The sequence below is a fragment of the Glycomyces sp. NPDC048151 genome (genome assembly GCF_043202775.1).
GTDB lineage: Bacteria > Actinomycetota > Actinomycetes > Mycobacteriales > Micromonosporaceae > Glycomyces.
This window is the reverse complement of sequence record NZ_JBIDBB010000002.1, coordinates 444733-470809: the sequence shown is the minus strand read 5'-3', so window position 1 is coordinate 470809 and position 26077 is coordinate 444733. Positions and strand designations below refer to the sequence as shown.

Annotated in this window: 22 protein-coding genes; 20 read left to right on the top strand and 2 right to left on the bottom strand. The window is 67.9% G+C overall.

Going from position 1 to position 26077, the window contains the following annotated elements; translation table 11 throughout:
• Window positions 1–51: 51 nt before the first annotated feature.
• Both ACGGCP_RS05650 and ACGGCP_RS05645 read right to left on the bottom strand, forming a co-directional pair.
• Window positions 52–1689 (bottom strand): ABC transporter permease, encoded by a 1638-nt coding sequence (locus ACGGCP_RS05650; protein ID WP_392961500.1) that lies wholly within the window; start codon window positions 1687–1689, stop codon window positions 52–54.
• Window positions 1686–2606: an ATP-binding cassette domain-containing protein gene (locus tag ACGGCP_RS05645; protein WP_392961497.1), complete on the bottom strand. Its 921-nt coding sequence runs from the start codon at window positions 2604–2606 to the stop codon at window positions 1686–1688. The genes ACGGCP_RS05650 and ACGGCP_RS05645 overlap by 4 nt, the downstream gene beginning before the upstream one ends.
• A gap of 92 nt (window positions 2607–2698) precedes the next feature.
• On the opposite strand from ACGGCP_RS05645, the gene ACGGCP_RS05640 reads away from it, so the two are divergent.
• The 20 genes from ACGGCP_RS05640 (at window position 2699) to rplW (ending at window position 26067) form a co-directional block, all read left to right on the top strand.
• Complete coding sequence (locus ACGGCP_RS05640; RefSeq protein ID WP_392961495.1) at window positions 2699–3217, top strand: GbsR/MarR family transcriptional regulator; 519 nt, start codon at window positions 2699–2701, stop codon at window positions 3215–3217.
• A 72-nt stretch (window positions 3218–3289) separates the two neighbouring features.
• Window positions 3290–3577 (top strand): preprotein translocase subunit SecE, encoded by a 288-nt coding sequence (gene secE / locus ACGGCP_RS05635; RefSeq protein WP_392961492.1) that lies wholly within the window; start codon window positions 3290–3292, stop codon window positions 3575–3577.
• Between the two features lie 271 nt (window positions 3578–3848).
• Window positions 3849–4577 (top strand): transcription termination/antitermination protein NusG, encoded by a 729-nt coding sequence (gene nusG / locus ACGGCP_RS05630; protein ID WP_392961489.1) that lies wholly within the window; start codon window positions 3849–3851, stop codon window positions 4575–4577.
• A gap of 179 nt (window positions 4578–4756) precedes the next feature.
• Complete coding sequence (rplK, locus tag ACGGCP_RS05625) at window positions 4757–5188, top strand: 50S ribosomal protein L11 (RefSeq protein WP_112138175.1); 432 nt, start codon at window positions 4757–4759, stop codon at window positions 5186–5188.
• A gap of 84 nt (window positions 5189–5272) precedes the next feature.
• Complete coding sequence (rplA, locus tag ACGGCP_RS05620; RefSeq protein WP_392961484.1) at window positions 5273–5968, top strand: 50S ribosomal protein L1; 696 nt, start codon at window positions 5273–5275, stop codon at window positions 5966–5968.
• Window positions 5969–6242: 274 nt separating this feature from the next.
• Entirely contained in the window at window positions 6243–6779 is a 537-nt protein-coding gene (gene rplJ, locus ACGGCP_RS05615) for a 50S ribosomal protein L10 (protein WP_392961482.1), read from the top strand.
• 38 nt (window positions 6780–6817) lie between these two features.
• Entirely contained in the window at window positions 6818–7201 is a 384-nt protein-coding gene (gene rplL / locus ACGGCP_RS05610) for a 50S ribosomal protein L7/L12 (protein ID WP_392961479.1), read from the top strand.
• Window positions 7202–7400: 199 nt separating this feature from the next.
• On the top strand, window positions 7401–8699 hold the full coding sequence (locus ACGGCP_RS05605) for a hypothetical protein (RefSeq protein ID WP_392961476.1): 1299 nt from the start codon (window positions 7401–7403) through the stop codon (window positions 8697–8699).
• Window positions 8700–8808: 109 nt separating this feature from the next.
• The gene (locus ACGGCP_RS05600) at window positions 8809–9984 is read left to right on the top strand and encodes a hypothetical protein (RefSeq protein ID WP_392961474.1); all 1176 of its coding nucleotides are present in this window, start codon (window positions 8809–8811) and stop codon (window positions 9982–9984) included.
• An 838-nt stretch (window positions 9985–10822) separates the two neighbouring features.
• Window positions 10823–14254, top strand: coding sequence for a DNA-directed RNA polymerase subunit beta (locus tag ACGGCP_RS05595; RefSeq protein WP_392961472.1), 3432 nt, complete (start codon window positions 10823–10825; stop codon window positions 14252–14254).
• Between the two features lie 83 nt (window positions 14255–14337).
• Window positions 14338–18225: a DNA-directed RNA polymerase subunit beta' gene (locus tag ACGGCP_RS05590; RefSeq protein ID WP_392961469.1), complete on the top strand. Its 3888-nt coding sequence runs from the start codon at window positions 14338–14340 to the stop codon at window positions 18223–18225.
• Between the two features lie 204 nt (window positions 18226–18429).
• Window positions 18430–18792 carry a hypothetical protein gene (locus ACGGCP_RS05585; protein ID WP_392961466.1) on the top strand — a complete coding sequence of 121 codons (363 nt, stop codon included), beginning with the start codon at window positions 18430–18432 and terminating at the stop codon, window positions 18790–18792.
• Window positions 18793–19413: 621 nt separating this feature from the next.
• Complete coding sequence (gene rpsL, locus ACGGCP_RS05580; RefSeq protein ID WP_270114993.1) at window positions 19414–19785, top strand: 30S ribosomal protein S12; 372 nt, start codon at window positions 19414–19416, stop codon at window positions 19783–19785.
• Window positions 19786–19787: 2 nt separating this feature from the next.
• On the top strand, window positions 19788–20258 hold the full coding sequence (gene rpsG / locus ACGGCP_RS05575) for a 30S ribosomal protein S7 (RefSeq protein WP_030155149.1): 471 nt from the start codon (window positions 19788–19790) through the stop codon (window positions 20256–20258).
• A 21-nt stretch (window positions 20259–20279) separates the two neighbouring features.
• Complete coding sequence (gene fusA, locus ACGGCP_RS05570; protein WP_392961461.1) at window positions 20280–22385, top strand: elongation factor G; 2106 nt, start codon at window positions 20280–20282, stop codon at window positions 22383–22385.
• A 132-nt stretch (window positions 22386–22517) separates the two neighbouring features.
• On the top strand, window positions 22518–23711 hold the full coding sequence (gene tuf / locus ACGGCP_RS05565) for an elongation factor Tu (RefSeq protein ID WP_392961458.1): 1194 nt from the start codon (window positions 22518–22520) through the stop codon (window positions 23709–23711).
• A gap of 428 nt (window positions 23712–24139) precedes the next feature.
• Complete coding sequence (gene rpsJ / locus ACGGCP_RS05560) at window positions 24140–24448, top strand: 30S ribosomal protein S10 (protein WP_026922761.1); 309 nt, start codon at window positions 24140–24142, stop codon at window positions 24446–24448.
• Between the two features lie 7 nt (window positions 24449–24455).
• Entirely contained in the window at window positions 24456–25103 is a 648-nt protein-coding gene (gene rplC / locus ACGGCP_RS05555) for a 50S ribosomal protein L3 (RefSeq protein ID WP_392961455.1), read from the top strand.
• A 2-nt stretch (window positions 25104–25105) separates the two neighbouring features.
• A complete protein-coding gene (rplD, locus tag ACGGCP_RS05550) occupies window positions 25106–25756 on the top strand; it encodes a 50S ribosomal protein L4 (RefSeq protein ID WP_392961452.1) in 651 nt (216 codons plus the stop codon).
• Window positions 25753–26067: a 50S ribosomal protein L23 gene (gene rplW / locus ACGGCP_RS05545; RefSeq protein WP_208496278.1), complete on the top strand. Its 315-nt coding sequence runs from the start codon at window positions 25753–25755 to the stop codon at window positions 26065–26067. The genes rplD and rplW overlap by 4 nt, the downstream gene beginning before the upstream one ends.
• The last annotated feature ends 10 nt before the right edge of the window (window positions 26068–26077 follow it).

Below are 26077 nucleotides of genomic sequence, written 5' to 3'. Positions count from 1 at the left end.
TGGACGGGACCGGCGGCGCCTGGTTTCCTTCTACGGCAGAGTCTTTGCGGCTCAGCTGAAACTGAGGTCGCGGCGGCGCGCGCCCGCGTAGCCGAGCACGGTCAGCGCAGCAGCGGCGAGCGTCACGATCGCGAACGCGGGCCAGTCCACGTCCTGCGCCGGGTAGGCCGCGAGGTGGTGGAACGGCGAGACCGCCTGCGCCCACTCCGGCAGGTCGAGCAGGTTCGCGAAGTACAGGACCACGAACAGCCACACCCACGCCAGCCAGCGCAGCCAGCCCAGGCGCGGCAGCCACGTGAACGCGGCGAACGCGAACGCCGTGACCGCCCACACCGCCGGGAGCTGGAGCGCCCCGGCGTACGCGAGCTTCCCGAGGTAGTCGCCGTCGCCAGTCGAGGCCGCGCCCGTCAGGCCCGTGAACACGGCGGCGACGAGCACCGCCGCCGTCACCGCCCACATCGCGGCGGGCAGGTACGAGCCGGGCCAGCCCGAGCGGCGCACGGCGGCGGCCGCGATGAGCTCGCCGCGGCCCTGCGTCTCCTCCTTGCGGGCCCGGCCGATCACGAGCAGGCCGAAGATGGTCGCGAACAGGCCGTTGAGCGCCGAGAACGTGGCGCCCACGTTGTCCTCGATGCTCGCCCCGCCCTGGTCGAGCACGGCCCGCTCGGTCTCGGAGAGCCCTTCGAGCATGTCGTCCGCGCCGCCGAGCACGGACCCGTAGGCCGCGCCGAGCAGCAGCATCGTGATGATCCCGGCCCAGGTGACGCCGCGCGTCAGGCGGAACGTGAGCGCCGTGGCGCTGCGCAGTCCCGGCTTGGCCGCGGCCCGGCCGGGGCGTCCGGCCATCATGCCCTGCCCGAAGTCGCGGTGCGTGACCAGCGCGAACGCCAGCCACACGGTGAGTGACGCGACCGCGCCCGCGAACACGATCGGCCACCAGCGCTGCTCGGGCGTGTACACGAAGGTCTCCTGCGCCCAGCCGATCGGCGAGAGCCACACGACCCAGTTCTCCTGGGCGTTGCCGATCCCGGCGGTGAACGCGGACCAGCCGAGCACCGCGAACGCGAGTCCGTTCGCGCTCGACGCGAAGCTCGCCAGCTGCGCGGTCACCGCCGCGATCCCGGCGAAGACGACCGCGACCGCGGTGTGCACGAGTCCGAAGAGGATCGCGCTGCCGCCCTGGCCGCCTGGGAGCGCGGCGACGGCGAGCGCCATGACCGCGCCGAGCGCGACTGCGGCGAGGAGCGCGAGCAGGAGCGCGGCGGCGAGGTCGGCGCGGCGTCCGATCGGGTTCGAGCGGAACACTTCCGAGCGGGAGGTCTCCTCGTCGGCCCGGGTGAGCCGGGTGACCAGGAGGAGGAACATGACGGCGGTGAGCGCGCCGGTCCACAGGATCATCTGGTGGGCGAACATCGCGCCGGTGCTGGCGCCGTACGCCTCGATGTATGTCTCGGGGCCGGTCATCGACCGCATGGCGGGCGTGTTGACGGTGACGCCGTAGGCCTCGCGGCCCGCCGCGTCCGGGTAGAGGTCCGGGAAGGACGCGGCGACCATCCAGGTGCCTCCGGCGAGTCCGGCGAGCCAGCCGATCAGGTACACGCGGGAGCGGCGCAGCTGGAAGCGCAGGAGCTTCCCGGTCCCGGCGAGGGTGCCCAGGCCGTCCTCGATCTCGGCGACCGCGGCGGTCATGGCTGCTCCCCGTTGCTCACGCCTTTGGCGGCGAGCTCGTCGCCGTAGAAGCGCAGGAAGATCTCCTCCAGCGACGGCGGCTCGCACGTGAGGCCGGCGACGCCCGCGACGGCGAGCTGCGCGAGCACGTCGTCGAGCGCGGCGGTGTCGACGCTGCACTCGATGTCGAGGCCGTCGACCTTGAGGTCGTGCACGCCGTCGTTGTCCTCCAGGCCCCGCACGGGGTTCTTGAGGGTGGCGCGCAGGCGCGAGCGCGAGAAGTGGCGCATCTCGGCGAGGGTGCCGGTCTCGACGATGACGCCCTTGCGGATGATGCTCACCCGCTCGCACAGCGCCTCGACCTCGCTCATGATGTGGCTGGAGAGGAGCACGGTGCGGCCCTGCGCCGACGCCTCCTTGACGCACTCGTTGAAGACCGCGCCCATGAGCGGGTCGAGCCCGGAGGTGGGCTCGTCGAGCAGGAGCAGGTCGACGTCGGCGGCGAACGCGGCGACGAGGGCGACCTTCTGCCGGTTGCCCTTGGAGTAGGAGCGGCCCTTCTTGCGGGGGTCGAGGTCGAAGCGTTCGAGGAGTTCGTCGCGCTTGGCCTTGTCGATGCCGCCGCGCAGGCGCCCGAGCAGGTCGATGGTCTCGCCGCCGGAGAGGCCGGGCCAGAGGGCGACGTCGCCGGGGACGTAGGCGAGGCGCTTGTGGAGCTCGGCCGCGTCCTTCCAGGGGTCGGCGCCGAAGAGTTCGGCGCGGCCTTCGTCGGAGCGGAGCATCCCGAGGAGGACGCGGATGGTGGTGGACTTCCCGGCACCGTTGGGGCCGAGGAAGCCGTGGGTCTCCCCTTGGGCTACTTCGAGGTCGAGGCGGTCGAGGGCGGTCACGTGGCCGAAGCGCTTGACCAGTCCCTCAGTTCGGATGACTGCGTTCATGATTTGAAGCTATCATAGTTTTCATGAATTCATGAAAATTATGGCGTGTCAAGATAACATCAAGAAATCCGACAGGGCGCCGAAGGGGAACGATGGAAGAGCACACCGCCGAGCGTAGGGCCCTGCTGGAGTACGTGGAGCAGTTCGCCGCGATCCTCATCGAGAGCGGGCTCCAGCGCATGTCGGCCCGGGTGTTCTCCTACGTCCTCGTCGACGACGCGGAGACCTACACCGCCGCCGAGATCGCCGAGGGCCTCAGCATCAGCCTCGCCGCCGTCTCCGGGGCCGTGCGCGAGCTGGTCACGGCCGGGCTCCTCTTCAAGACCCGCCGCGCCTCGACCCGCGCCGACGTCTACCGCCTCAAGGACGAGGACCTGTGGGGCTCGATCATGCTCGACCGCGCCCCGATCATCCGCCGCTACCGCGACCTCGCCCTCGTCGGCATGGAGGTCCTGCCCGACGGCCCCGGCCGCGACCACCTCGTCCAGACCGCCGCGTTCATGGAGTTCGTCGAGCACGAGATGGGCCTCATGCGCGAGCGCTGGAACACCGAGCGGGACAAGCTCGTCGCCGCCTACGCCGAGCGCACCCGAAGCGCCCCGCCGCGATAGTGACGCCCCTCGCGGCTCCGGTATGCTGCAACCCTGACCGCCCCGATCAGACCAACCCTGGAGGAAGCCGACGTGGCCGACGACACCAGCAGCTCCGACGCGGACGCGACCGCTGAAAAGGGTCGTCCCACGCGCAAGCAGGGCGAGAAGACCGCTGAGCGCAACGTCTTCAAGAAGCTGAGCCGCTTCCTCAAAGAGGTCGTCGAGCAGCTGCGCAAGGTCGTCTACCCGACCCGCCGCCAGCTCATCACCTACTCCGTCGTGGTCCTGGTCTTCGTCGGCATCATGATGGCCTACATCGGCGGCCTCGACCTGCTCTTCGGCGACCTCGTCCGCCGGGCCTTCGGCGCCGACTCCTAGACCCCGCCGGCCGCCCGCGGCGCGGCCTCCCGCCCCTCCCGGCAGCGGGCGGTTTGCGTGACCTGCGCCGGTTCGCCGGTGCCTGAGGCGCACCGCCGTCCGGAGCGGCTACCCTAGTGGGTATGACGCGCGCCGGCACCGCCGGCGCGCGACTTCACAGACGGGCTCCCCGCATCCGAGAAAACCGGTGCGGCCGAGTGTGCACCGTCGTAGAAATGACCAGTCGCAGTACCCCGCCGTCGGCGGGGTCGAGCCGGAATGAGAGTTGAGCGTGTCTGAGTTCGACGAGGCCCTGAAGAACGAGGTCGCGGCCCAGGCTGCCGCGGCGCAGGTCGCGGACGTCGACGCGGAGCCCGAGATCGACGAGGACGCCGTACCCGGCGAGCCCGAGGTCGACCCGGCGGAGGCGCTGCGCGCCAAGCTGCGCTTCGCGCCCGGCGAGTGGTACGTGCTCCACTCCTACGCGGGCTTCGAGAACCGGGTGCGCTCCAACCTGGAGAACCGGATCCAGTCCTTCGACATGGAGGACTACATCTACCAGATCGAGGTCCCCACCCACACCGAGGTGGAGATCAAGAACGGCAAGCGCTCCAAGGTCGAGGCCAAGGTCTTCCCGTCCTACGTGCTCGTCCGCATGGAGATGACCCCCGAGTCCTACTCCGTCGTGCGCAACACGCCCGGCGTGACCGGCTTCGTCGGCGTGGTCGACCGCACCGACCGGCCCAGCCCGCTCCCGCTCGACGAGGTCATCCAGTGGCTGCTCCCGCCGGAGCAGAAGCCCAAGGACGAGGCCCAGGCCGAGTCCTCCGGCGGCGACGTCGAGATCAAGGTCGACTTCAGCGAGGGCGAGTCCGTCACCGTCGTCGACGGCGCGTTCGCGTCCATGCCGGCCACCATCGCCGAGATCAACGCCGAGCAGCAGAAGCTCAAGGTGCTCGTCTCGATCTTCGGCCGCGAGACCCCGGTCGAGCTCAACTTCAACCAGGTCTCGAAGCTGTAGCACGAGCTACAGCTCACATACCTCCTGCAGAGTGCCCGCCACCTGGGCGAGTACCCTGGAGAAGTTGTGCGCGGAGCTCTGCCCTGCGCACGCGAGTAATCGTGACCGGGCGTCGTCCCGCTCACATGTAAGGCGGAGGCGCGAGCCTCCGCAAAGCCCAGGATCAAGAGAAGGACACGATGGCTCCCAACAAGAAGGCCGTTGTGACGTTCAAGCTGGAGCTCGCGGGTGGCCAGGCCACCCCGGCCCCGCCGGTGGGTCCCGCCCTCGGCCAGCACGGCGTCAACATCATGGAGTTCTGCAAGGCCTACAACGCGGCCACCGAATCCCAGCGCGGCGAAGTCCTCCCCGCTGAGATCACGGTGTACGAGGACCGTTCGTTCACGTTCGTCCTCAAGACCCCGCCGGCCGCGAAGCTCCTGCTCAAGGCCGCCGGTGTCGCGAAGGGCTCTGGCGAGCCCCACCGCGTCAAGGTCGGCAAGGTGACCTCGGCCCAGGTGCGCGAGATCGCGGAGAAGAAGCTCCCCGACCTCAACGCCAACGACCTCGACGCCGCGTCGCTCATCGTCGCGGGCACCGCCCGCTCCATGGGCATCACCGTCGAAGGCTAGACCGGTCGCCGTCGGCTCCCCGCCGACACCAACCCAGTGGAAGGGCGCGCGCCCGCCCTCACCACGACATCCGAAGGATGGAACATGAAGCGCAGCAAGAAGTACACCGACATCGCCAAGAAGGTCGACCGCTCCCAGCTCTACTCGCCCGCCGAGGCGACCGGGCTGGCGAAGGAGACCTCGCCGACCACGTTCGACGCCACCGTTGAAGTCGCCCTGCGACTCGGCGTCGACCCGCGTCAGGCCGACCAGCTCGTCCGCGGCACCGTCTCCCTGCCCCACGGCACGGGCAAGACCGTCCGCGTCATCGTCTTCGCCGAGGGCGACAAGGCCGAGGCCGCCGTCGCCGCCGGCGCCGACGAGGTCGGCTCCGACGAGCTCGTCAAGCGCATCTCCGAAGGCTGGCTCGACTTCGACGCCGCCGTCGCCACGCCCGACCAGATGGCCAAGATCGGCCGGATCGCGCGCATCCTGGGCCCGCGCGGTCTCATGCCGAACCCGAAGACGGGCACCGTCACTCCCGACGTCGCCAAGGCCGTCACGGAGATCAAGGCCGGCAAGATCTCGTTCCGTGTGGACAAGCACGCGAACCTGCACCTGCCGATCGGCAAGACCAGCTTCTCCGCCGAGCAGCTGGCCGAGAACTACGCCGCCGCCCTCGAAGAGGTGCAGCGCCTGAAGCCGTCGAGCTCCAAGGGCGTCTACCTCAAGAAGGCGACGATCTCCACCACCATGGGCCCGGGCATCCCGGTCGACCCGCAGGCGGTCAAGATCAAGTAGTGCACCGCGAGGTGTGATGTAGCCCCGGCGCAGGCGACTGCGCTGGGGCTTCGCTCATCTCGCCTGCTAGTCTGGACTTCAACAACCCAAAGACCGTTCGGTCACCGCCTTGCGCGGTTGTAAACCACCCGGGACCGACGTAGGGCGACTATTCGAAGCGACCATGGTGCGGGCCCCCGGGCCCGAAGGTCCCAGTGATATGGCGTCCCGCGAGGGCGCCTTTTTTGTCGCCTCCGCACGGTTTTGGATTGACCAGCCGAGAGAGGAGGGAAATATGGCTGACAGGGAATACCCGGCGGGTAAGACGACCGCCATCGCCGAACTCGCCGACGAGTTCTCCAGCGCGACCGCCACGGTGCTCACCGAGTACCGCGGCCTCTCCGTTGCAGAGCTGCGCGAGCTCCGGCGTTCCCTCGGCGAGGGGACGCAGTACCGCGTCGCCAAGAACACCCTCGCCAAGCGCGCCGCCAACCAGGTCGGTGTCACCGGCCTGGACGAGCTGTTCGTCGGCCCCACCGCGATCACCTTCATCAAGGGTGACCCGGTCGAGGCCGCGAAGGGACTCCGCGCGTTCGCGAAGTCGCACGACGCCTTGGTCATCAAGGGCGGGTACATGGAGGGCAAAGCCCTCTCCGTCGATGAGATCAACAAGCTCGCCGACCTCGAGTCCCGCGAGGTGCTGCTGGCCAAGCTGGCCGGCGCGCTCAAGGCCACCGCGCAGAAGACCGCCGCCGTGCTCGCCGCCCCCGCCGGGCAGGTCGCACGACTCGGCGCGGCGCTGCAGGACAAGAAAGCGGCCGCCGGGGAGTAACCCCAGCAGGCCCAAGACTTTAAGGAAGGAACCACACCATGGCTAAGCTGTCCACTGAAGAGCTGCTCGAAACCTTCGAGGGCATGACCCTGCTCGAGGTCTCCGAGTTCGTCAAGGCGTTCGAGGAGAAGTTCGACGTCACCGCCGCCGCCCCCGTCGCCGTGGCCGCCGCCGGCCCCGCCGCCGGTGGTGCCGAGGCCGCGGCCGAGAAGGACACCTTCGACGTCGTCCTCGAGTCCGCTGGCGAGTCCAAGATCAAGGTCATCAAGGAAGTTCGCGGCCTGACCGGCCTCGGCCTCAAGGAAGCCAAGGAGCTCGTCGAGAGCGCCCCCAAGGCCGTCCTCGAAGGCGCGAAGAAGGAAGACGCCGAGAAGGCCAAGGAAGCCCTCGAAGGCGCCGGCGCCACCGTCTCCCTCAAGTAATCGCGCACTCCTGATTACTGCATAAGGGGCCTCCCAGCCCTTGTACGCAGACCGGGTCCGCACCGCCTCACGGCGGCGCGGACCCGGTCTTTTCGTTGCTGGAAAGAATTCTCAGAAGAATCGGGGCCGCGAGCAACGAAACCGAACCACCGCCACGTCTTTGCGAGTAGACACACCCACGCACTCAAGGAGATGGACGATGTCCGCAAGGAGATGGGCGGCCGGACTCGGCGGGGCGACAGTGCTCGCGCTGACCGCCGGCTGCGGGATGCTCGGTATCGGCGGCGGAGGCGACGACGACAAGTCCGACGAGGAGCGCCTCGTCGAGATGCTCAACGAGAGCGCCCGCCTCGAGAGCGAGATCGCCGCGGCCGAGAACCGCATCGTCCAGAACTGCCTGGAGGAAGCGGGGCACACGGTCCACGAACCCGGGTACTTCGAGAACTACGAGCCCGAGGAAGTCAAGTCCCTCACCTACAGCTACCCCCACGAGAGCTTCATCCTCCCGGCCGAAGAGGCCGCGGAGTTCGGCTTCGGCGGCTGGACCAACTCCGAAGAGGGCATGGAGGACCCGGCCACCGAGGAGTACTACGAGGCCCAGGAGGCCAAGTGGGAAGAGGAGGAAGGCGGCGGCGAGGAGTACGTCGAGCCCGACTACACCGAATGGGAAGCGCTGACTCCTGAGGAGCAGTACGCCTGGTACGTCGCCTACCAGGGCGAGGAGTACGTCGAGCAGAACTACGGCACCGAAGCCGAGTACGCCTCCATGTACTCCGAGGAGGAGATGGTCGAGGAGCTCACCGAGGAGGAGGCCGCCGCACTCGAGGAGGAGGCCGCCGCCGAGGAGGAGGGCGAGATCGACGTCGAGGCGCCGGAGGCCTACGAGGAGCCCAAGCCCGGCGGCTGCCAGCTCGAGATGATCGAGGCGCTCTACGGCGAGCCCCGCCAGGTCGAGTCCACCTACGAGATGGACGGCGAGACCTACACCGACAAGTACTGGGAGTACCGCCCCGAGAACCCCACCTACGGCGGCGAGGAAGACGGCGAGGACATGTGGGCGAACATCGAGGCCGAGTACGCGGCCGAGATGGGCGACAAGCAGGCCGAGTACATCGACTGCATCACCGGCCGCGGTTACGAGGGCTGGGAGTTCAACGAGTACAACACGCTGCCCACCTGGGAGTTCTTCTACGAGCTGTACTACCAGAACGTGAGCGACGACGAGCGCGACATGTGGATGGACACAGACTCGGAGACCGTGGTCCCGCCGATGCCCGAGGACGCCGGCGACTCCTACGAGGAGTGGAAGGCCTACGAGATCCAGATGGCCGTCGACTTCGCCGAGTGCGGCGACGAGGTCGGCTTCGCCGACCCGTCCGAGAAGGCCTACGACAAGGCCAACATCGACGTCTACCTCGAGATCGAGCAGGACGTCTACGCCTGGCAGGACGACATGCGCGACGCCATCGCGAAGGCGCAGGAGCTGCTCGACAAGTAACACAAGCCACCTCTCTATCGGGGAAGAAAGGCCCGGGCCGCGCAGATGGGGCGCAGCCCGGGCCGCCCCCTATCCCGTTGCAAGACGACACAACTGAACGGAGCACCCCATGCCGACACCCCTCGGCCGACTCCCCTTCCTCCTCCTCGCCCTCGCGGCGGCGGCCGCGGCCGCCGCCTGCACCGGCGAGAAGGACGACGATCCCGGCGCCGTCGACGACGAGGCCGGGCTCCTGGCCGTCGTCAACGAGAACCTGCGCCTCGAAGCCGAACTCGCCGACGCCGAACGCCGCCTCGTCGTCGACTGCCTCGAAGCCCAGGGCTTCGCCGTCCACGACGAGATGGAGCTCGCGCTCCGCTGGCAGGTCGCCGAGCAGGACGCGCTCGTCGAGACCTACCCCTTCGAGGGCTTCCTGCACGAACCCGGGTACGCCGCCGAATGGGGCTTCGGGCAGTGGGCCTACTCCGACGAGGGCTACGAGAGCGGCGCGGACGAGGAGCACAACGAGGCCTTCGCCGCCGACAGCCCGATCACCACCGTCGACAACGCCGCCTTCTACGAGCTCTCCTACGACGACATACGCGCGTGGAGAGCGGCCTACGCCGGCGAGGAGTACGCCTCCATGGGCGACGGCCTCACCGCGGGCGACGCGACCGCCGACGCCTCCGACGACGGCGAGATCGCGATCGCCCCCGAACTCCAGGAGGCCGCCCGGCCCGGCGGCTGCCTCCTCGACATGATCGAATCCCTTTACGGCGCACCGGAAGCCGTCGCCGCCAACGGCGCCACCGCAGGCACCGTCTGGTCCTGGGGCCCACGATCCCCGCAGGAGGCCGCCGACTGGGACGCCCTGCGCGAGGCCTACCGCGCCGCCGTCGTCGAACCGGAGACGGCGTTCCTCGACTGCGTCGAAGCGGGCGGCTGGGGCGACTGGGAGTTCGACCGCACCGGGAGCCTCCCCGTCAACGCCTACTTCAACAAGATCTACTACCCGGGCCAGGACTTCATCGTCTACGACGACGACGGCCTCCTCGTCGACCCCCAGGCCGCCCCCGAGCCGCCGGACGACCTCGGGACCGACTTCGAGGCCCAGAAGGCCCACGAGATCGCGATGGCCGTCGCCTTCGACGACTGCGCCGAGACCACCGGCTACCGGGAGGACGCCGAGGCCGCCTACCGCCAGGTCCAGCTCGACCTGTTCCTCACCATGGACGAGGAGCTGTACGCCTACCAGGACGACCTGCGGACGGCGGTCGAAGCCGCCCAGGAGGCCATCGGCGGCTGAATCCGCGTCACCTTTTCCGCGCGGACTCGTTGAACACCACGAGGCGGTCGGCTCCTACCGGGCCCGCCGCCGCAGGAGCGAGGCCGGGACGCCGCATTGCGGCCGGCATCGGGGCGCTCGCGCCCCGCGGCTGGCGGCAGGCGACGCAGAGGCGTCCCGGACCCCGCCCTCCCCGCCCGGCGCGACACGCCCGGGCCCCGAATCTTGTGCGTCCCTTTCAGAACGCCCGCGCGCGCGGCCCCCGCCCCGTGCCCGCGGGCCCGCTGCGCTGGGGTTCGCCCTCCCCGCCCGGCCCCGCGGAGCACCGGTTCAGGCGCTGGGGCCGAAGGGGCGCATCCGGGCGAATTAGACGCCTGACTTGACGAACTGTGACTTGATCCTGCAAACTAGTTCCTCAAGCGCCACTGCGTGGCGCGCGCAACGTCCGCCCCCACCGGGCCGCCCCCGGCGCCGCGGACGAAGCGCAGAGGGCCGCCGCGGGGCGGCCCGCAGGACGGTCCCGGTGAGCGTGCGAACCGGAAACGGAGCGATGTACGGAAGGAACTTCGGCAGCGGGAGAGATTGTCGTCACCCCTTACCCCACCACCCGGTGGGGAAGTTGACACTTGCCGGAGCGTACATTAAGCTATTAATTTGCGCTGCCTCCTTCACGCCTTCTTGACGCGGTGAGGGACGTGGACGGTGGGGATTCCAGGCAATCGACCGACGATGGACGCCATATCTGGCATGTCCGCGCGGTCTGTGCCCGTCTCCGGCTGTCCTCGTCGATCCCGCATCGGTGCGGAGACTGCGGCATGCGCCGGCCGTCGTAACAATCAGGTCCTCGGAAGGACGAATCTTGGCAGCTTCCCGCACTGGCAAGACCAGCTCCAGCAAGAGCAAGCACGCACCTCGCCGTATCTCGTTCGGCAGGATCGAAGAGAAACTCGAAGTCCCGAACCTTCTGGCGCTCCAGACCGACTCGTTCGACTGGCTCGTAGGCAACGAGGCGTACCGCGCCCGCGTGGGCGATGACGCGGTGAGCGGCCTCGACGAGATCCTCGAGGAGATCAGCCCGATCGAGGACTTCTCGGGCACCATGAGCCTGTCCTTCTCCAACCCTCGCTTCGACGAGGTCAAGGCCCCCATCGAGGAGTGCCGCGAGAAGGACCTCACCTACTGCGCCCCGCTGTTCGTCACGGCGGAGTTCATCAACCACACCACCGGCGAGATCAAGAGCCAGACGGTCTTCATGGGCGACTTCCCCATGATGACCCCGAAGGGCACCTTCATCATCAACGGCACCGAGCGCGTCGTCGTCTCGCAGCTGGTCCGTTCGCCGGGCGTGTACTTCGACAAGCAGCCCGACAAGACCTCCGACCGCGACCTCACCAGCGCCAAGGTCATCCCGGGCCGCGGTGCGTGGCTCGAGTTCGACATCGACAAGCGCGAGACCGTCGGCGTGCGCGTGGACCGCAAGCGCCGCCAGGCCGTCACCGTGCTGCTGAAGGCCATCGGCTGGGACAACGACCGCATCCGCGAGCGCTTCGGCTGGTCCGAGCTCATGATGACGACCTTGGAAAAGGACACCATCAACTCGCAGGACGAGGCGCTGCTCGACATCTACCGCAAGCTCCGTCCGGGCGAGCCGCCGACGAAGGACAACGCACAGTCGCTGCTGGAGAACCTGTTCTTCAACAAGAAGCGCTACGACCTCGCGAAGGTCGGCCGCTACAAGGTCAACAAGAAGTTCGGCCTGGACTCGCCGATCTCCACGGGCGTCCTCACCGAGGACGACCTGGCCGCGACGATCGAGTTCATGCTGCGCCTGCACTCGGCCGAGCCGGGCTACGGCCCCGACGACATCGACCACTTCGGCAACCGCCGCCTGCGCACCGTCGGCGAGCTCATCCAGAACCAGATCCGGGTGGGCCTCTCCCGCATGGAGCGCGTCGTGCGCGAGCGCATGACGACCCAGGACGTCGAGGCGATCACGCCGCAGACCCTGATCAACATCCGCCCCGTCGTGGCGGCGATCAAGGAGTTCTTCGGCACCTCGCAGCTGTCGCAGTTCATGGACCAGGTCAACCCGATCACGGGTCTGACCCACCGCCGCCGCCTCTCGGCGCTCGGCCCGGGCGGTCTCTCGCGTGACCGCGCGGCCATGGACGTCCGCGACGTGCACCCGTCGCACTACGGCCGCATGTGCCCGATCGAGACGCCTGAAGGCCCGAACATCGGCCTCATCGGCGCCATGTCGACCTTCGCGCGCGTCAACCCGTTCGGCTTCATCGAGACGCCGTACCGGAAGGTCGTCGACGGCAAGGTCACCGACGACGTCCAGTACCTGACGGCCGACGAAGAGGACCGCTTCACCATCGCGCAGGCGAACCAGCTCCTGAACGAAGACGGCTCGTTCGTCGACGCGCAGGTCCTGGCCCGCGGCCGCGGCGGCGAGGCCGAGCTCCTCACCGCCGACGAGATCGACTTCATGGACGTCTCGCCGCGCCAGATGACCTCGGTCGCGACCGCGCTCGTGCCCTTCCTGGAGCACGACGACGCCAACCGCGCCCTCATGGGCGCGAACATGCAGCGCCAGGCCGTGCCGCTCATCAAGACGGACTCGCCGCTGGTGGGCACCGGCATGGAGTACCGCGCCGCGGTCGACGCCGGCGACGTCGTCGTCGCCGAGGCCGACGGCCTCGTCGAGGACGCCTCCGCCGACTACATCACCATCGCGCAGGACAACGGCATGCGCCGCACCTACCTGCTGCACAAGTTCCGCCGTTCGAACGCGGGCTCGTGCATCAACCAGGTGCCGCTCGTGACCGAGGGCGAGCGCGTCGAGGCCGGGCAGCCGATCGCCGACGGTCCGTCCACGGACAAGGGCGAGATGGCCCTGGGCAAGAACCTGCTGGTCGCGTTCACCACCTGGGAGGGCCAGAACTTCGAGGACGCCATCGTGCTCTCCTCGCGCCTGGTCGAAGAGGACGTGCTCACCTCGATCCACATCGACGAGCACGAGGTCGACGCCCGCGACACCAAGCTGGGCCCGGAGGAGATCACCCGCGACATCCCGAACGTCGGCGAGGAGATGCTCTCCGACCTCGACGACCGCGGCATCATCCGGATCGGCGCCGAGGTCGAGGACGGCGACATCCTCGTCGGCAAGGTCACGCCCAAGGGCGAGACCGAGCTGACCCCGGAGGAGCGCCTGCTCCGCGCGATCTTCGGCGAGAAGGCCCGCGAGGTCCGCGACACCTCCCTGAAGGTCCCGCACGGCGAGGCCGGCACGGTCATCGGCGTCCGCACCTTCTCGCGCGAGGACGGCGACGAGCTGTCCCCGGGCGTCAACGAGATGGTCCGCGTGTACATCGCCCAGAAGCGCAAGATCGGCGTCGGCGACAAGCTCGCCGGCCGCCACGGCAACAAGGGCGTCATCTCCAAGGTGGTGCCGCAGGAGGACATGCCGTTCCTGCCGGACGGCACGCCGATCGACATCCTGCTCAACCCGCTGGGTGTGCCGGGCCGTATGAACATCGGCCAGGTGCTCGAGGTCCACTTGGGCTGGGCGGCGAAGACGGGCTGGAAGCTCGAGGGCTTCGACGAGGCCTGGCAGCAGGCCCTCAAGTCCATCGGCGCCGACGAGGCCCCGGCGAACTCCAAGGTCGGTACGCCCGTGTTCGACGGTGCGCACCCCGAGGAGGTCACCGGCGTCCTGGCGAACACGCTGCCCAACCGCGACGGCCAGCGCATGGTCGCCCCGACGGGCAAGGCGCAGCTGTTCGACGGCCGCTCCGGCGAGCCGTTCCCGGACCCGATCTCGGTCGGCTACATGTACATCCTGAAGCTGAACCACATGGTCGACGACAAGATCCACGCGCGTTCGACCGGTCCGTACTCGATGATCACCCAGCAGCCGCTCGGCGGTAAGGCCCAGTTCGGCGGCCAGCGCTTCGGTGAGATGGAGTGCTGGGCCATGCAGGCCTACGGCGCCGCTTACGCGCTGCAGGAGCTGCTGACGATCAAGTCCGACGACGTGGTGGGCCGCGTGAAGGTCTACGAGGCCATCGTCAAGGGCGAGAACGTGCCCGAGCCGGGCATTCCGGAATCGTTCAAGGTGCTGCTCAAGGAGCTCCAGTCGCTGTGTCTGAACGTGGAGGTGCTGTCCGCCGACGGGCAGGCCATCCAGATGACCGAGAGCGATGACGAGGTCTTCCGCGCGGCCGAGGAGCTGGGGATCGACCTGTCCCACGAAGAGCCCTCGTCCGTGGACTTCGAAAGCGCCTGACGTCGAGTGAGGGCGGCTTGAGAGACAGCCGCCCTCGCCAACGTCTCATCCAATCCTTAAGAACCATCAAGGGGAAGAGTTCAGTGCTCGACGTCAACTTCTTCGACAAGTTGAAGATCGGCCTCGCCACCGCGGAGGACATCCGCCAGTGGTCGCACGGCGAGGTGAAGAAGCCCGAGACCATCAACTACCGCACGCTGAAGCCTGAGAAGGACGGTCTTTTCTGCGAGAAGATCTTCGGTCCGACCCGGGACTGGGAGTGCTACTGCGGCAAGTACAAGCGGATCCGCTTCAAGGGCATCATCTGTGAGCGCTGCGGCGTCGAGGTGACCCGTTCGAAGGTCCGCCGCGAGCGCATGGGCCACATCGAGCTCGCCGCTCCCGTGACGCACATCTGGTACTTCAAGGGCGTTCCCTCGCGCTTGGGCTACCTGCTGGACCTGGCGCCGAAGGACCTGGAGAAGGTCATCTACTTCGCGGCGTACGTGATCACCGCGGTCGACGAGGAGGCCCGCCAGCGGGACGTCCCGACCCTGGAGAACGAGATCGTCGCCGAGAAGCGCCACCTGGAGCAGCAGCGCGACGCCGCGATCGAGGAGCGCGCCTCGAAGCTCGAGGCCGACCTGGCCGAGCTGGAGGCCGAAGGCGCTCGCGCCGACGTCCGCCGCAAGGTCAAGGACGGCGGCGAGCGCGAGATGCGCCAGATCCGCGACAAGGCGCAGCGTGAGATCGACCGTCTCGACGAGGTCATGGACACGTTCCGCAAGCTCGAGGTCCGCCAGCTCATCGGCGACGAGATGCTCTACCGCGAGCTGCAGCAGCGCTTCGGCGAGTACTTCACCGGCGGCATGGGCGCGGAGTCCATCAAGAACCTGCTGGAGAACCTGGACCTGGACGCCGAGGCGATCAGCCTGCGCGAGACCATCGCGACCGGCAAGGGCCAGAAGAAGCTCCGCGCGCTCAAGCGCCTGAAGGTCGTGGCCGCGTTCCAGGCCACCGGCAACTCGCCGCTGGGCATGGTCCTCGACTGCGTGCCGGTGATCCCGCCGGAGCTGCGCCCGATGGTGCAGCTCGACGGCGGCCGGTTCGCGACCTCGGACCTGAACGACCTGTACCGCCGCGTCATCAACCGCAACAACCGCCTGAAGCGGCTGATGGACCTCGGTGCGCCCGAGATCATCGTGGCGAACGAGAAGCGGATGCTGCAGGAGTCGGTGGACGCGCTGTTCGACAACGGCCGCCGCGGCCGCCCGGTGACGGGCCCCGGCAACCGTCCGCTCAAGTCGCTGTCCGACATGCTCAAGGGCAAGCAGGGCCGGTTCCGCCAGAACCTGCTCGGCAAGCGCGTCGACTACTCGGGCCGTTCGGTCATCGTGGTCGGCCCGCGCCTGAAGCTGCACCAGTGCGGTCTGCCGAAGCAGATGGCGCTGGAGCTGTTCAAGCCGTTCGTGATGAAGCGCCTGGTGGACCTGAACCACGCGCAGAACATCAAGTCGGCCAAGCGCATGGTCGAGCGCGCGCGTCCGGTCGTGTGGGACGTGCTCGAAGAGGTCATCTCCGAGCACCCGGTCCTGCTCAACCGCGCGCCCACGCTGCACCGCCTCGGCATCCAGGCCTTCGAGCCCCAGCTGGTCGAGGGCAAGGCCATCCAGCTGCACCCGCTGGTGTGCACCGCCTTCAACGCCGACTTCGACGGCGACCAGATGGCCGTGCACGTCCCGCTGTCGGCTGAGGCCCAGGCCGAGGCCCGCATCCTGATGCTGGCGTCGAACAACATCCTCAAGCCCTCGGACGGCAAGCCGGTGGCCCTGCCCACGCAGGACCAGATCATCGGCCTGTACTACCTGACGCACGAGTCTCCGGGCCGCGTCGGCGAGGGCCGGGCGTTCTCGGACGTCGGCGAGGCGCAGATGGCGAAGGACCGCGGCGAGCTGGACCTCCAGTCGCCGATCCGGATCCGTCTGGACGGCATCGAGACCATCAACAACGGCAAGGGCGAGCCGTGGACGGCCCCTGAGGGCTGGACCCCGGGCGAGCCGCTGCTGGTCGAGACGACGCTGGGCCGCGTGTTCTTCAACGAGTGCCTGCCGCCGGACTTCGAGTACGTGAACTACGAGGTCCGCAAGGGCCAGCTCTCGGAGATCATCCACGACCTGTCCGAGCACTACTCGAAGGTGCAGCTGGGCGCCTGCCTGGACGCGCTGAAGTCCGCGGGCTTCCGCTGGGCCGGCTGGTCCGGTGTGACCATCGGCATCGAGGACGTCGTGGAGCCGGCCCACAAGGCCGAGATCCTGGAGAAGTACGAGGCGGACTCCGCCAAGATCGACAAGCAGTACGTCCGCGGTCTCATGACCGCGGAGGAGCGCCGCGGCGAGCTGACGGAGATCTGGACCAAGGCCACGGCCGAGGTGCTGGAGGACCTGAACGAGACGCTGCAGCCGGAGAACCCGCTGTGGCAGATGATCAACTCGGGCGCGCGAGGCAACATGCTGCAGCTGCGGCAGATCGCCGGTATGCGCGGCCTGGTGGCGAACCCGAAGGGCGAGATCATCCCGCGTCCGATCAAGTCCTCGCTGCGCGAGGGCCTGACGGTGCTGGAGTACTTCATCTCCACCCACGGTTCGCGCAAGGGTCTGGCCGACACCGCGCTGCGTACCGCCGACTCGGGTTACCTGACCCGTCGTCTGGTGGACGTCTCGCAGGACGTCATCATCCGCGAGGACGACTGCGGCACCGACCGCGCCCTGGAGTTCCAGGTCGCCGTCGAGATCGACGGCCGCTTCGTGGAGGCCGACACGGTCGACTCCTCGGTCGACGCCCGCAACCTCGCGGACGACGTCGAGGTCGACGGCAAGGTCATCCTCGAGCGCAACACGCCGCTGAACTCCGACCACATCGCGACGCTGGTCGCCGCGGGCGTCACCACGGTGAAGATCCGCTCGGTGCTCACCTGCGAGTCCCGCCAGGGCGTCTGCGCGGCCTGCTACGGCCGTTCGATGCCGACCGGCGAGAAGGTCGACCTCGGCGAGGCCGTGGGCATCATCGCGGCGCAGTCGATCGGTGAGCCCGGTACCCAGCTGACGATGCGTACCTTCCACACCGGTGGTGCGGCGACCTCGCAGGACATCACGCAGGGTCTGCCGCGTGTCCAGGAGGTCTTCGAGGCGCGCGTCCCCAAGGGCAAGGCGCCGATCGCGGAGGCGAGCGGCACCGTGCGCATCGAGGACGCCGAGAAGAGCCGGAAGATCATCATCACCCCGGACGACGGTTCCGAGGAGATCGTGGTCGACAAGGTGCCGCGCCGTCTGCGCTTGCGCGTGGGCGACGGCGAGCGCGTCGAGGTCGGCGAGAAGCTCGTCGAGGGCACCATCGACCCGCACGAGCTGCTGCGCGTGCTCGGTCCGCGGAAGGTCCAGCGCCACCTGGTGGAGCAGGTCCAGGACGTGTACCGCTCGCAGGGCGTGATGATCCACGACAAGCACATCGAGATCATCGTGCGCCAGATGCTCAAGCGCGTGACGATCATCGACTCGGGCACGCTCGAGTTCCTGCCGGGTTCCCTGGTGGACCGGCTGGAGTTCGAGGAGCAGAACCGCAAGGTGCTGGCCGACGGCGGCGAGCCGGCCTCCGGCCGTCCGCAGCTGATGGGCATCACCAAGGCCTCGCTGGCGACGGAGTCGTGGCTGTCCGCGGCCTCGTTCCAGGAGACCACCCGCGTCCTCACCGAGGCCGCGATCTCCGGCAAGTCCGACTCGCTGGTCGGCCTGAAGGAGAACGTGATCCTGGGCAAGCTGATCCCGGCCGGTACCGGCATCGCCAAGTACCGCAACGTGTCGGTCGAGCCCACCGAGGAAGCCAAGGCCGCGGTCTACTCCCTCGGCGGCTACGAGGACACCACTGCCAGCGCCTTCGCCTACGGCGGCGGCCCGGCGGTCAGCCTCGAGGACTCCTACGACCTGGGTTCCTTCTAAGCGAACACCTGCCGATTCCCGACGGCATGCAAGAAACCGGTGGGCCGGTGGCGCGAAAGCGCCACCGGCCCACCGGCGTTTCAGGAGATCGCGGCCGGGCAGGGCAGGATTTTCTTCAGCGCTGCGGAGTTTTCGGCCGACCTCGAATCGTTCGGTGGAACCACCGCGGACGCGACGGAGCGAACCGGCCCATAGGATGGGCGGGTGGTTGAGGTGCGCGGGGTTTTCGGGGTTCGGCATCCGGACGATCCGGAGCCGGTGGAGTCGACGAAGGTGGTGGCGGCCAGGCTGCTCGCCGGTGTCGGCGTCGCCTTGTCGCTCTTTGTCGGCGGGGCCGTTCCCGCGGTCATCGCGCTCATGCTCGCCCGCCAGGCCGAGGCCGACATCCGTGCCTCCGAAGGGTTCCTGCTCGGGGGCTCGCGGCTGGCGTCGATCCGGCGGCAGGCCTGGACCGCCATCGGGATCGCCTCGGCCGTCGTGGTCGCGGCACTGCTCGTCTGGGTGGTCTCGCTCGCCCGTGAGGCCGGGGGAGCGACCTATGACGGGGGCGTCGCGGTTTCAGGCTGACGCCTGAGGGAACTGCTGGTGAACAGCGCCTCTGATGAGGCATCCCGCGCGGGCGCGTCCCGCATCGCGAGCTAATATAGGCCACGGTGTGTCTACCGCACCGAACGAGCAGGCCAGAGCACTCCTCCTCAAGCATCCGTGACACTGAACACGGATACCTTGCGGGGCGAAAACCGCTTTGACCTCGCCCGTTAGGCTAGGTAGGCTTTTCCCTTGCGCCTGGACACCGCTTTGAGCGGCATGGTGGCCCTGTCAACTCCGGCAGCTTGGTCCCCGTGAGAGCCAGGCCAGGTTGCGTGCCTGCAAGAAGACAGGATCTGATCCCGTCAGCTGGCGTCATCGGCACGCATCCCTCGCACTGGGGGCTTCGCGGACACGGTCTTGATGGCCGGCCCTGACAGGGTCCGTTCGCGAACGCGTCTGAACCTGCACGACGGCGGACTTCGTCTGCCCGGCATGCCGGTATGGGTCCGGAGAGACGCGACACGCCCGAACGCGGGGGACGGAAACCCACGTCACTGACCTGGCCCTTTGCGGGCCCGGAAAGAGTGATCTGGGGGACAGGTGACGCCGCACAGCCAGGAATACGCAACCGTCGACTGTTGAGAGGGGTTCGCCTCAGTGCCAACCATCCAGCAGCTGGTCCGCAACGGCCGCAAGGCCAAGACCAGCAAAACCAAGACGCCCGCGCTGAAGGGCAGCCCGCAGGCCCGCGGCGTGTGCACGCGCGTGTACACCACCACGCCCAAGAAGCCGAACTCGGCTATGCGCAAGGTCGCCCGCGTGCGCCTCATGAACGGCACCGAGGTCACCGCCTACATCCCGGGTGTGGGCCACAACCTGCAGGAGCACTCGATCGTGCTCGTGCGCGGCGGTCGTGTCCGCGACCTGCCCGGTGTCCGTTACAAGATCATCCGCGGCGCGCTCGACACCCAGGGTGTCCGCGACCGCAAGCAGGCCCGCAGCCGCTACGGCGCGAAGAAGGAGAAGTAAGCATGCCGCGTAAAGGTCCCGCGCCGCGCCGGCCGCTTACCGCCGACCCGGTCTACAACTCGGTGCTCGTCACCCAGCTCATCAACAAGGTCCTCAAGGACGGCAAGCGCCGCCTCGCCGAGCGCATCGTCTACGAAGCCCTCGAGAACTGCCGCAAGAAGGCCGACTCGGACCCCGTGGTGATCCTCAAGCGTGCGCTCGACAACGTCAAGCCCACCCTCGAGGTCCGCTCCCGCCGTGTCGGTGGCGCCACCTACCAGGTGCCGGTCGACGTGCGCCCGCAGCGCGCCACGACCCTCGGCCTCCGCTGGCTGGTCGGGTACTCCCGCGACCGCCGCGAGAAGAGCATGGTCGAGCGTCTGACGAACGAGATCCTGGACGCTTCGAACGGCCTCGGCGCCGCGGTCAAGAAGCGCGAGGACACGCACAAGATGGCCGATTCCAACAAGGCATTCGCGCACTACCGCTGGTAGTCGCAGAGAGACTGAGAGATCGTGGCTAACAAAGCTAACGCGGAACTCGCCCTGCTCCGCAACATCGGCATCATGGCCCACATCGACGCCGGCAAGACGACCACCACCGAGCGCATCCTGTACTACACCGGTGTGTCGCACAAGATCGGTGAGGTCCACGACGGCGCCGCGACCATGGACTGGATGGAGCAGGAGCAGGAGCGTGGTATCACCATCACCTCCGCCGCCACCAAGTGTTCTTGGGGCGAGAACATCATCCAGATCATCGACACGCCCGGCCACGTCGACTTCACCGTCGAGGTGGAGCGTTCGCTCCGCGTGCTCGACTCCGCCATCGCCGTCTACGACGGTGTCGCGGGCGTGGAGCCGCAGACCGAGAACGTCTGGCGTCAGGCGAACAAGTACAACGTCCCGCGTATGTGCTTCGTCAACAAGCTCGACCGCACCGGTGCGAACTTCTTCCGCTGCGTCGAGATGATGCAGGACCGCCTCAACTCCAACACCGCGGTGATTCAGCTCCCGATCGGGAACGAGGCCGACTTCATCGGCGTCGTCGACCTGGTCGAGATGCACGCCAAGGTGTGGCGCGGCGAGACCGGTCTCGGCGAGGAGTACACCGTCGAGGAGATCCCCGCGGACCTGGCCGACCAGGCCGAGGAGTACCGCGAGAAGCTCATGGAGACCCTCTCGGACGCCGACGACGAGTTCGCCGAGCGCTTCCTGGAGGGCGAGGAGATCTCGGTTGCCGATGTGAAGGCCGCGATCCGCAAGGCCACGATCGCCAACGCGATCAACCCGGTGCTCTGCGGCACCGCGTTCAAGAACAAGGGCGTCCAGCCCCTGCTCGACGCGGTCGTGGACTACCTGCCGAGCCCGCTCGACATCCCGGCCATCCAGGGGACCCTCACCGACAACGAGACCCCGGCCGAGCGTCACCCGGACGTCGAGGAGCCCTTCTCGGGCCTCGCGTTCAAGATCCAGACCGACAAGCACCTCGGTCGACTCACCTACGTCCGCATCTACTCGGGCACCGTTGAGTCCGGCACTCAGGTCATCAACTCGACCAAGAGCCGCAAGGAGCGCATCGGCAAGATCTACCAGATGCACGCCAACAAGCGCGAAGAGCGCTCGTCGGCGCAGGCGGGCGACATCATCGCGGTGCAGGGCCTCAAGGGCACCACCACCGGTGACACGCTCAGCGACTCGAACGACCAGGTGATCCTGGAGTCGATGATCTTCCCGGAGCCGGTGATCGACGTGGCCATCGAGCCGAAGTCGAAGGCCGACCAGGACAAGCTGGGCACCGCCATCCAGCGCCTCGCCGAAGAGGACCCGACCTTCCGGGTCCAGACCGACGAGGAGACCGGCCAGACCGTGCTCTCGGGCATGGGCGAGCTGCACCTCGACATCATGGTCGACCGCATCAAGCGGGAGTTCGGCGTCGAGGCGAACATCGGCAAGCCCCAGGTGGCCTACCGCGAGACCATCACCCAGCGGGTGGAGAAGGTCGAGTACCTGCACAAGAAGCAGACCGGTGGTTCCGGTCAGTTCGCGCGCGTGCTCGTCAACCTCGAGCCGCTGGAGATGAAGTCGAACGAGGACGAGATCTTCGCCTTCGACGACAAGATCACCGGTGGCCGCATCCCGCGCGAGTACATCCCGTCGGTCAAGGCCGGCGCGGAGTCCGCGCTCGGGGACGGCGTGCTGGCGGGCTACCCGCTGGTCGGCGTCAAGATGGAGCTCATCGACGGTCAGTACCACGAGGTCGACTCTTCGGAAATGGCCTTCAAGATCGCGGGTCGCATGGCGCTGAAGGAGGCCGCGAAGCGGGCTCGTCCGGTGATCCTCGAGCCCGTCATGGCCGTCGAGGTCATCTGCCCTGAGGACAACATGGGCGATGTCATCGGCGACATCAACTCCCGTCGCGGCATGATCCAGGAGATGGGCGAGCGGGGCAACGACCGCACGGTCACCGCCCGCGTGCCGCTCTCGGAGATGTTCGGCTACGTCGGCGACCTCCGGTCGAAGACTGCCGGGCGTGCGAACTACTCGATGCAGTTCGACACCTACGCCGAAGTCCCGGCGAACGTCGCCAAGGAGATCATCGCCAAGGCGACAGGCGAGTAGGCGGACTGGGCGCCCAAGCCTGGGCGCCCGCCCGCCGACCACCTGTTGCCAGCAGCGGTGTTGCTATTCCAAAGCGACGCAATGGGTCCTAGATAAGTCAAACCAGATTTACCCAGTCCACAGGAGGACGAAGTGGCAAAGGAAAAGTTCGAGCGCACTAAGCCGCACGTGAACATCGGCACGCTCGGTCACGTCGACCACGGCAAGACCACGCTCACCGCGGCGATCACCAAGGTCCTGCACGACAAGTTCCCGGACCTGAACCCGTACACGCCGTTCGACGAGATCGACAACGCTCCCGAGGAGCGCCAGCGCGGTATCACCATCTCGATCTCGCACGTCGAGTACCAGACCGAGGCGCGTCACTACGCGCACGTCGACTGCCCCGGGCACGCCGACTACATCAAGAACATGATCACCGGTGCCGCTCAGATGGACGGCGCGATCCTGGTCGTGTCCGCCGCTGACGGCCCCATGCCGCAGACCCGTGAGCACGTCCTCCTGGCCCGCCAGGTCGGCGTCCCCTACGTCGTCGTGGCGCTCAACAAGTCCGACATGGTCGACGACGAGGAGATCCTCGAGCTCGTCGAGATGGAGGTCCGCGAGCTGCTGTCCGACCAGGGCTTCCCGGGCGACGACGCCCCGGTCGTGCAGGTCTCGGCGCTCGGCGCCCTCGAGGGCGAGGCCAAGTGGGTCGACGCCGTCGCCGACCTCATGCAGGCCGTCGACGACTCGGTCCCGGAGCCGGAGCGCGCCACGGACCAGCCGTTCCTCATGCCGATCGAGGACGTCTTCACCATCACGGGCCGCGGCACCGTGGTCACCGGTCGTGTGGAGCGCGGTGTGCTCCTCCCCAACGAGGAAGTCGAGATCGTCGGCATCCGCGAGGGCGCGATCAAGACCAAGGTCACCGCCATCGAGATGTTCCGCAAGACCCTCGACGACGCGCGCGCCGGTGAGAACGTGGGCCTCCTGCTCCGCGGCACCAAGCGCGAAGAGGTCGAGCGCGGCATGGTCGCCGTCAAGCCTGGCACGACCACCCCGCACACCGACTTCGAGGCCGCGGTCTACATCCTGTCCAAGGACGAGGGCGGCCGTCACACGCCGTTCTTCAACAACTACCGTCCGCAGTTCTACTTCCGGACCACCGACGTGACCGGCGTCGTGACCCTCCCCGAGGGCACCGAGATGGTCATGCCGGGTGACAACACCGACATGAAGGTGGAGCTCATCCAGCCCATCGCCATGGACGAGGGTCTGCTCTTCGCGATCCGCGAGGGTGGCCGCACGGTCGGCTCCGGCCGCGTCACCAAGGTCCTCAAGTAAGACCTAGTGCCGGGGCGGCTCATTCGTGAGCCGCCCCGGTTTACTTGCGTCTCATTTCGAACGCCCGGTGACCGGCGATACCCTCCGGTCCGGCGTCCGAGACGCGGACACCACGCATACGCGTAACCTGTCCCACTGTTGCCCGACCCCAGCTTGCTGGGCGAATGGGGGAGCAGGCATAATATTCAGGTTGCGTACGCTCCGGCGTTCCCAGTGCTGTGCACTGCGACGGACGCCGGTGCTCACGCCCGGCCCGCGGGCCCGAGTAGGCACTCGTAGGTGCTGAGAGGGACCGTTTCACGACGGGCAGGCGGGCGAGCCAAAGAGACCAGCGAGAGGCACTGCTGTGCCCAAGCCAGTCTCGAACTCGCGACACGCCCGACCGCGTGGAGCGGTCTGAACAGCCAATTTACGTAAGGTTAGGACACATGGCGGGACAGAAGATCCGCATCAGGCTGAAGGCCTACGACCACGAGGTCGTGGACTCCTCGGCCCGCAAGATCGTGGAGACGGTCACCCGTACCGGTGCTGCCATCTCCGGGCCGGTGCCGCTGCCGACTGAGATCAACCGCTTCTGCGTGATCCGGTCGCCGCACAAGTACAAGGACTCGCGCGAGCACTTCGAGATGCGCACGCACAAGCGCCTCATCGACATTCTCGACCCGACCCCGAAGACGGTCGACTCGTTGATGCGCCTTGACCTCCCGGCCGGCGTCGACATCGAGATCAAGCTGTAGGGGACCAATGGACAGGCAGATCAAGGGAATCCTGGGCACCAAGCTCGGCATGACCCAGGTTTGGGACGAGAACGGCCGCGCCGTTCCGGTCACTGTGGTGCAGGCCGGCCCGAACGTGGTCACCCAGGTTCGCAAGCCCGATGTCGACGGCTACGCGGCCGTCCAGCTGGGCTTCGGAGACATCAAACTCAAGAACGTGACGAAGCCGCTCCAGGGCCACTTCGAGAAGGCCGGTGTCGCTCCGCGTCGCCACCTCGTCGAACTGCGCACCTCGGACGCCGCCGACTACGACCTCGGCCAGACCGTCGAAGCCACCATCTTCGAATCCGGTCAGCTCGTGGACGTCACCGGCACCACCAAGGGCAAGGGCTTCGCCGGCGTCATGAAGCGCCACGGCTTCGGCGGTCTCCCCGCCAGCCACGGTGCGCACAAGGTCCACCGCGCCCCCGGTTCGATCGGTGGCTGCGCCACCCCGGGCCGCGTCTTCAAGGGCATGCGCATGGCCGGCCGGATGGGCCACGCCCGTCACACCACGCAGAACCTGCGCATCCAGGCGGTCGACGCCGAGCGCGGTCTGCTGCTCATCGTGGGCGCCATCCCCGGGCCGAAGAACGGCCTGGTGCTCGTCCGCACGGCAGTCAAGCAGGTGGCATAACCATGAGCCTCGAAATCAACGTCAAGAACGCCTCTGGCAAGGAGACGGGTAAGACCATCGAGCTCCCCGCGTCGATCTTCGACGTCGAGCCGAACATCCCGCTCATGCACCAGGTCGTCACGGCGCAGCTGGCCGCCGCCCGCACGGGCTCGGCCAAGACCAAGACCCGCGGGGAAGTCCGCGGCGGCGGCAAGAAGCCGTACCGCCAGAAGGGCACCGGCCGCGCCCGTCAGGGCTCGATCCGCGCCCCGCAGTTCGCCGGCGGCGGCGTCGTCCACGGCCCGCAGCCGCGTTCGTACGCCGAGCGCACGCCCAAGAAGATGAAGGCCGCCGCTCTCGCGGGCGCCCTCACCGACCGGGTGCGCGGCGAGAACGTGCACGTCATCGACGCCTTCATCGAGGGCGACACGCCCAAGACGAAGACCGTCCAGGCTGCGCTCGCGGCGATCACCGAGGCCGGCAAGGTCCTCGTGGTCCTCACGCGCGACGAGCAGACCGCGGCCCTGAGCCTGCGGAACCTGCCCGAGGTGCACCTGCTCGACTGGGGCCAGGTCAACACCTACGACGTGCTCAACAACGAGGACATCGTGTTCAGCGAGGCCGCCCTCGAGGCGTTCATCGCTGACCGGACTGAGCAGGAGGTCGCGGCGTGAGCGAAGTGACCGTCGCCGACCCGCGCGACATCATCATCAAGCCGGTCATCTCGGAGAAGACCTACACCCTGCTGGGTGAGGGCAAGTACACCTTCGAGGTCGACCCGCGCGCCAACAAGAGCCACATCAAGATCGCCGTCAAGCAGATCTTCAACGTGGACGTCAAGAGCGTCAACACCCTGAACCGCTCGGGCAAGCGCAAGCGCACCCGTACCGGCTGGGGTCAGCGCAAGAGTGTCAAGCACGCGATCATCACCGTCGAGGGCGACCCCGGTCGCCTGGGTGAGATCTTCGGCGGACAGATCTCGTAGGAGCAAGAAG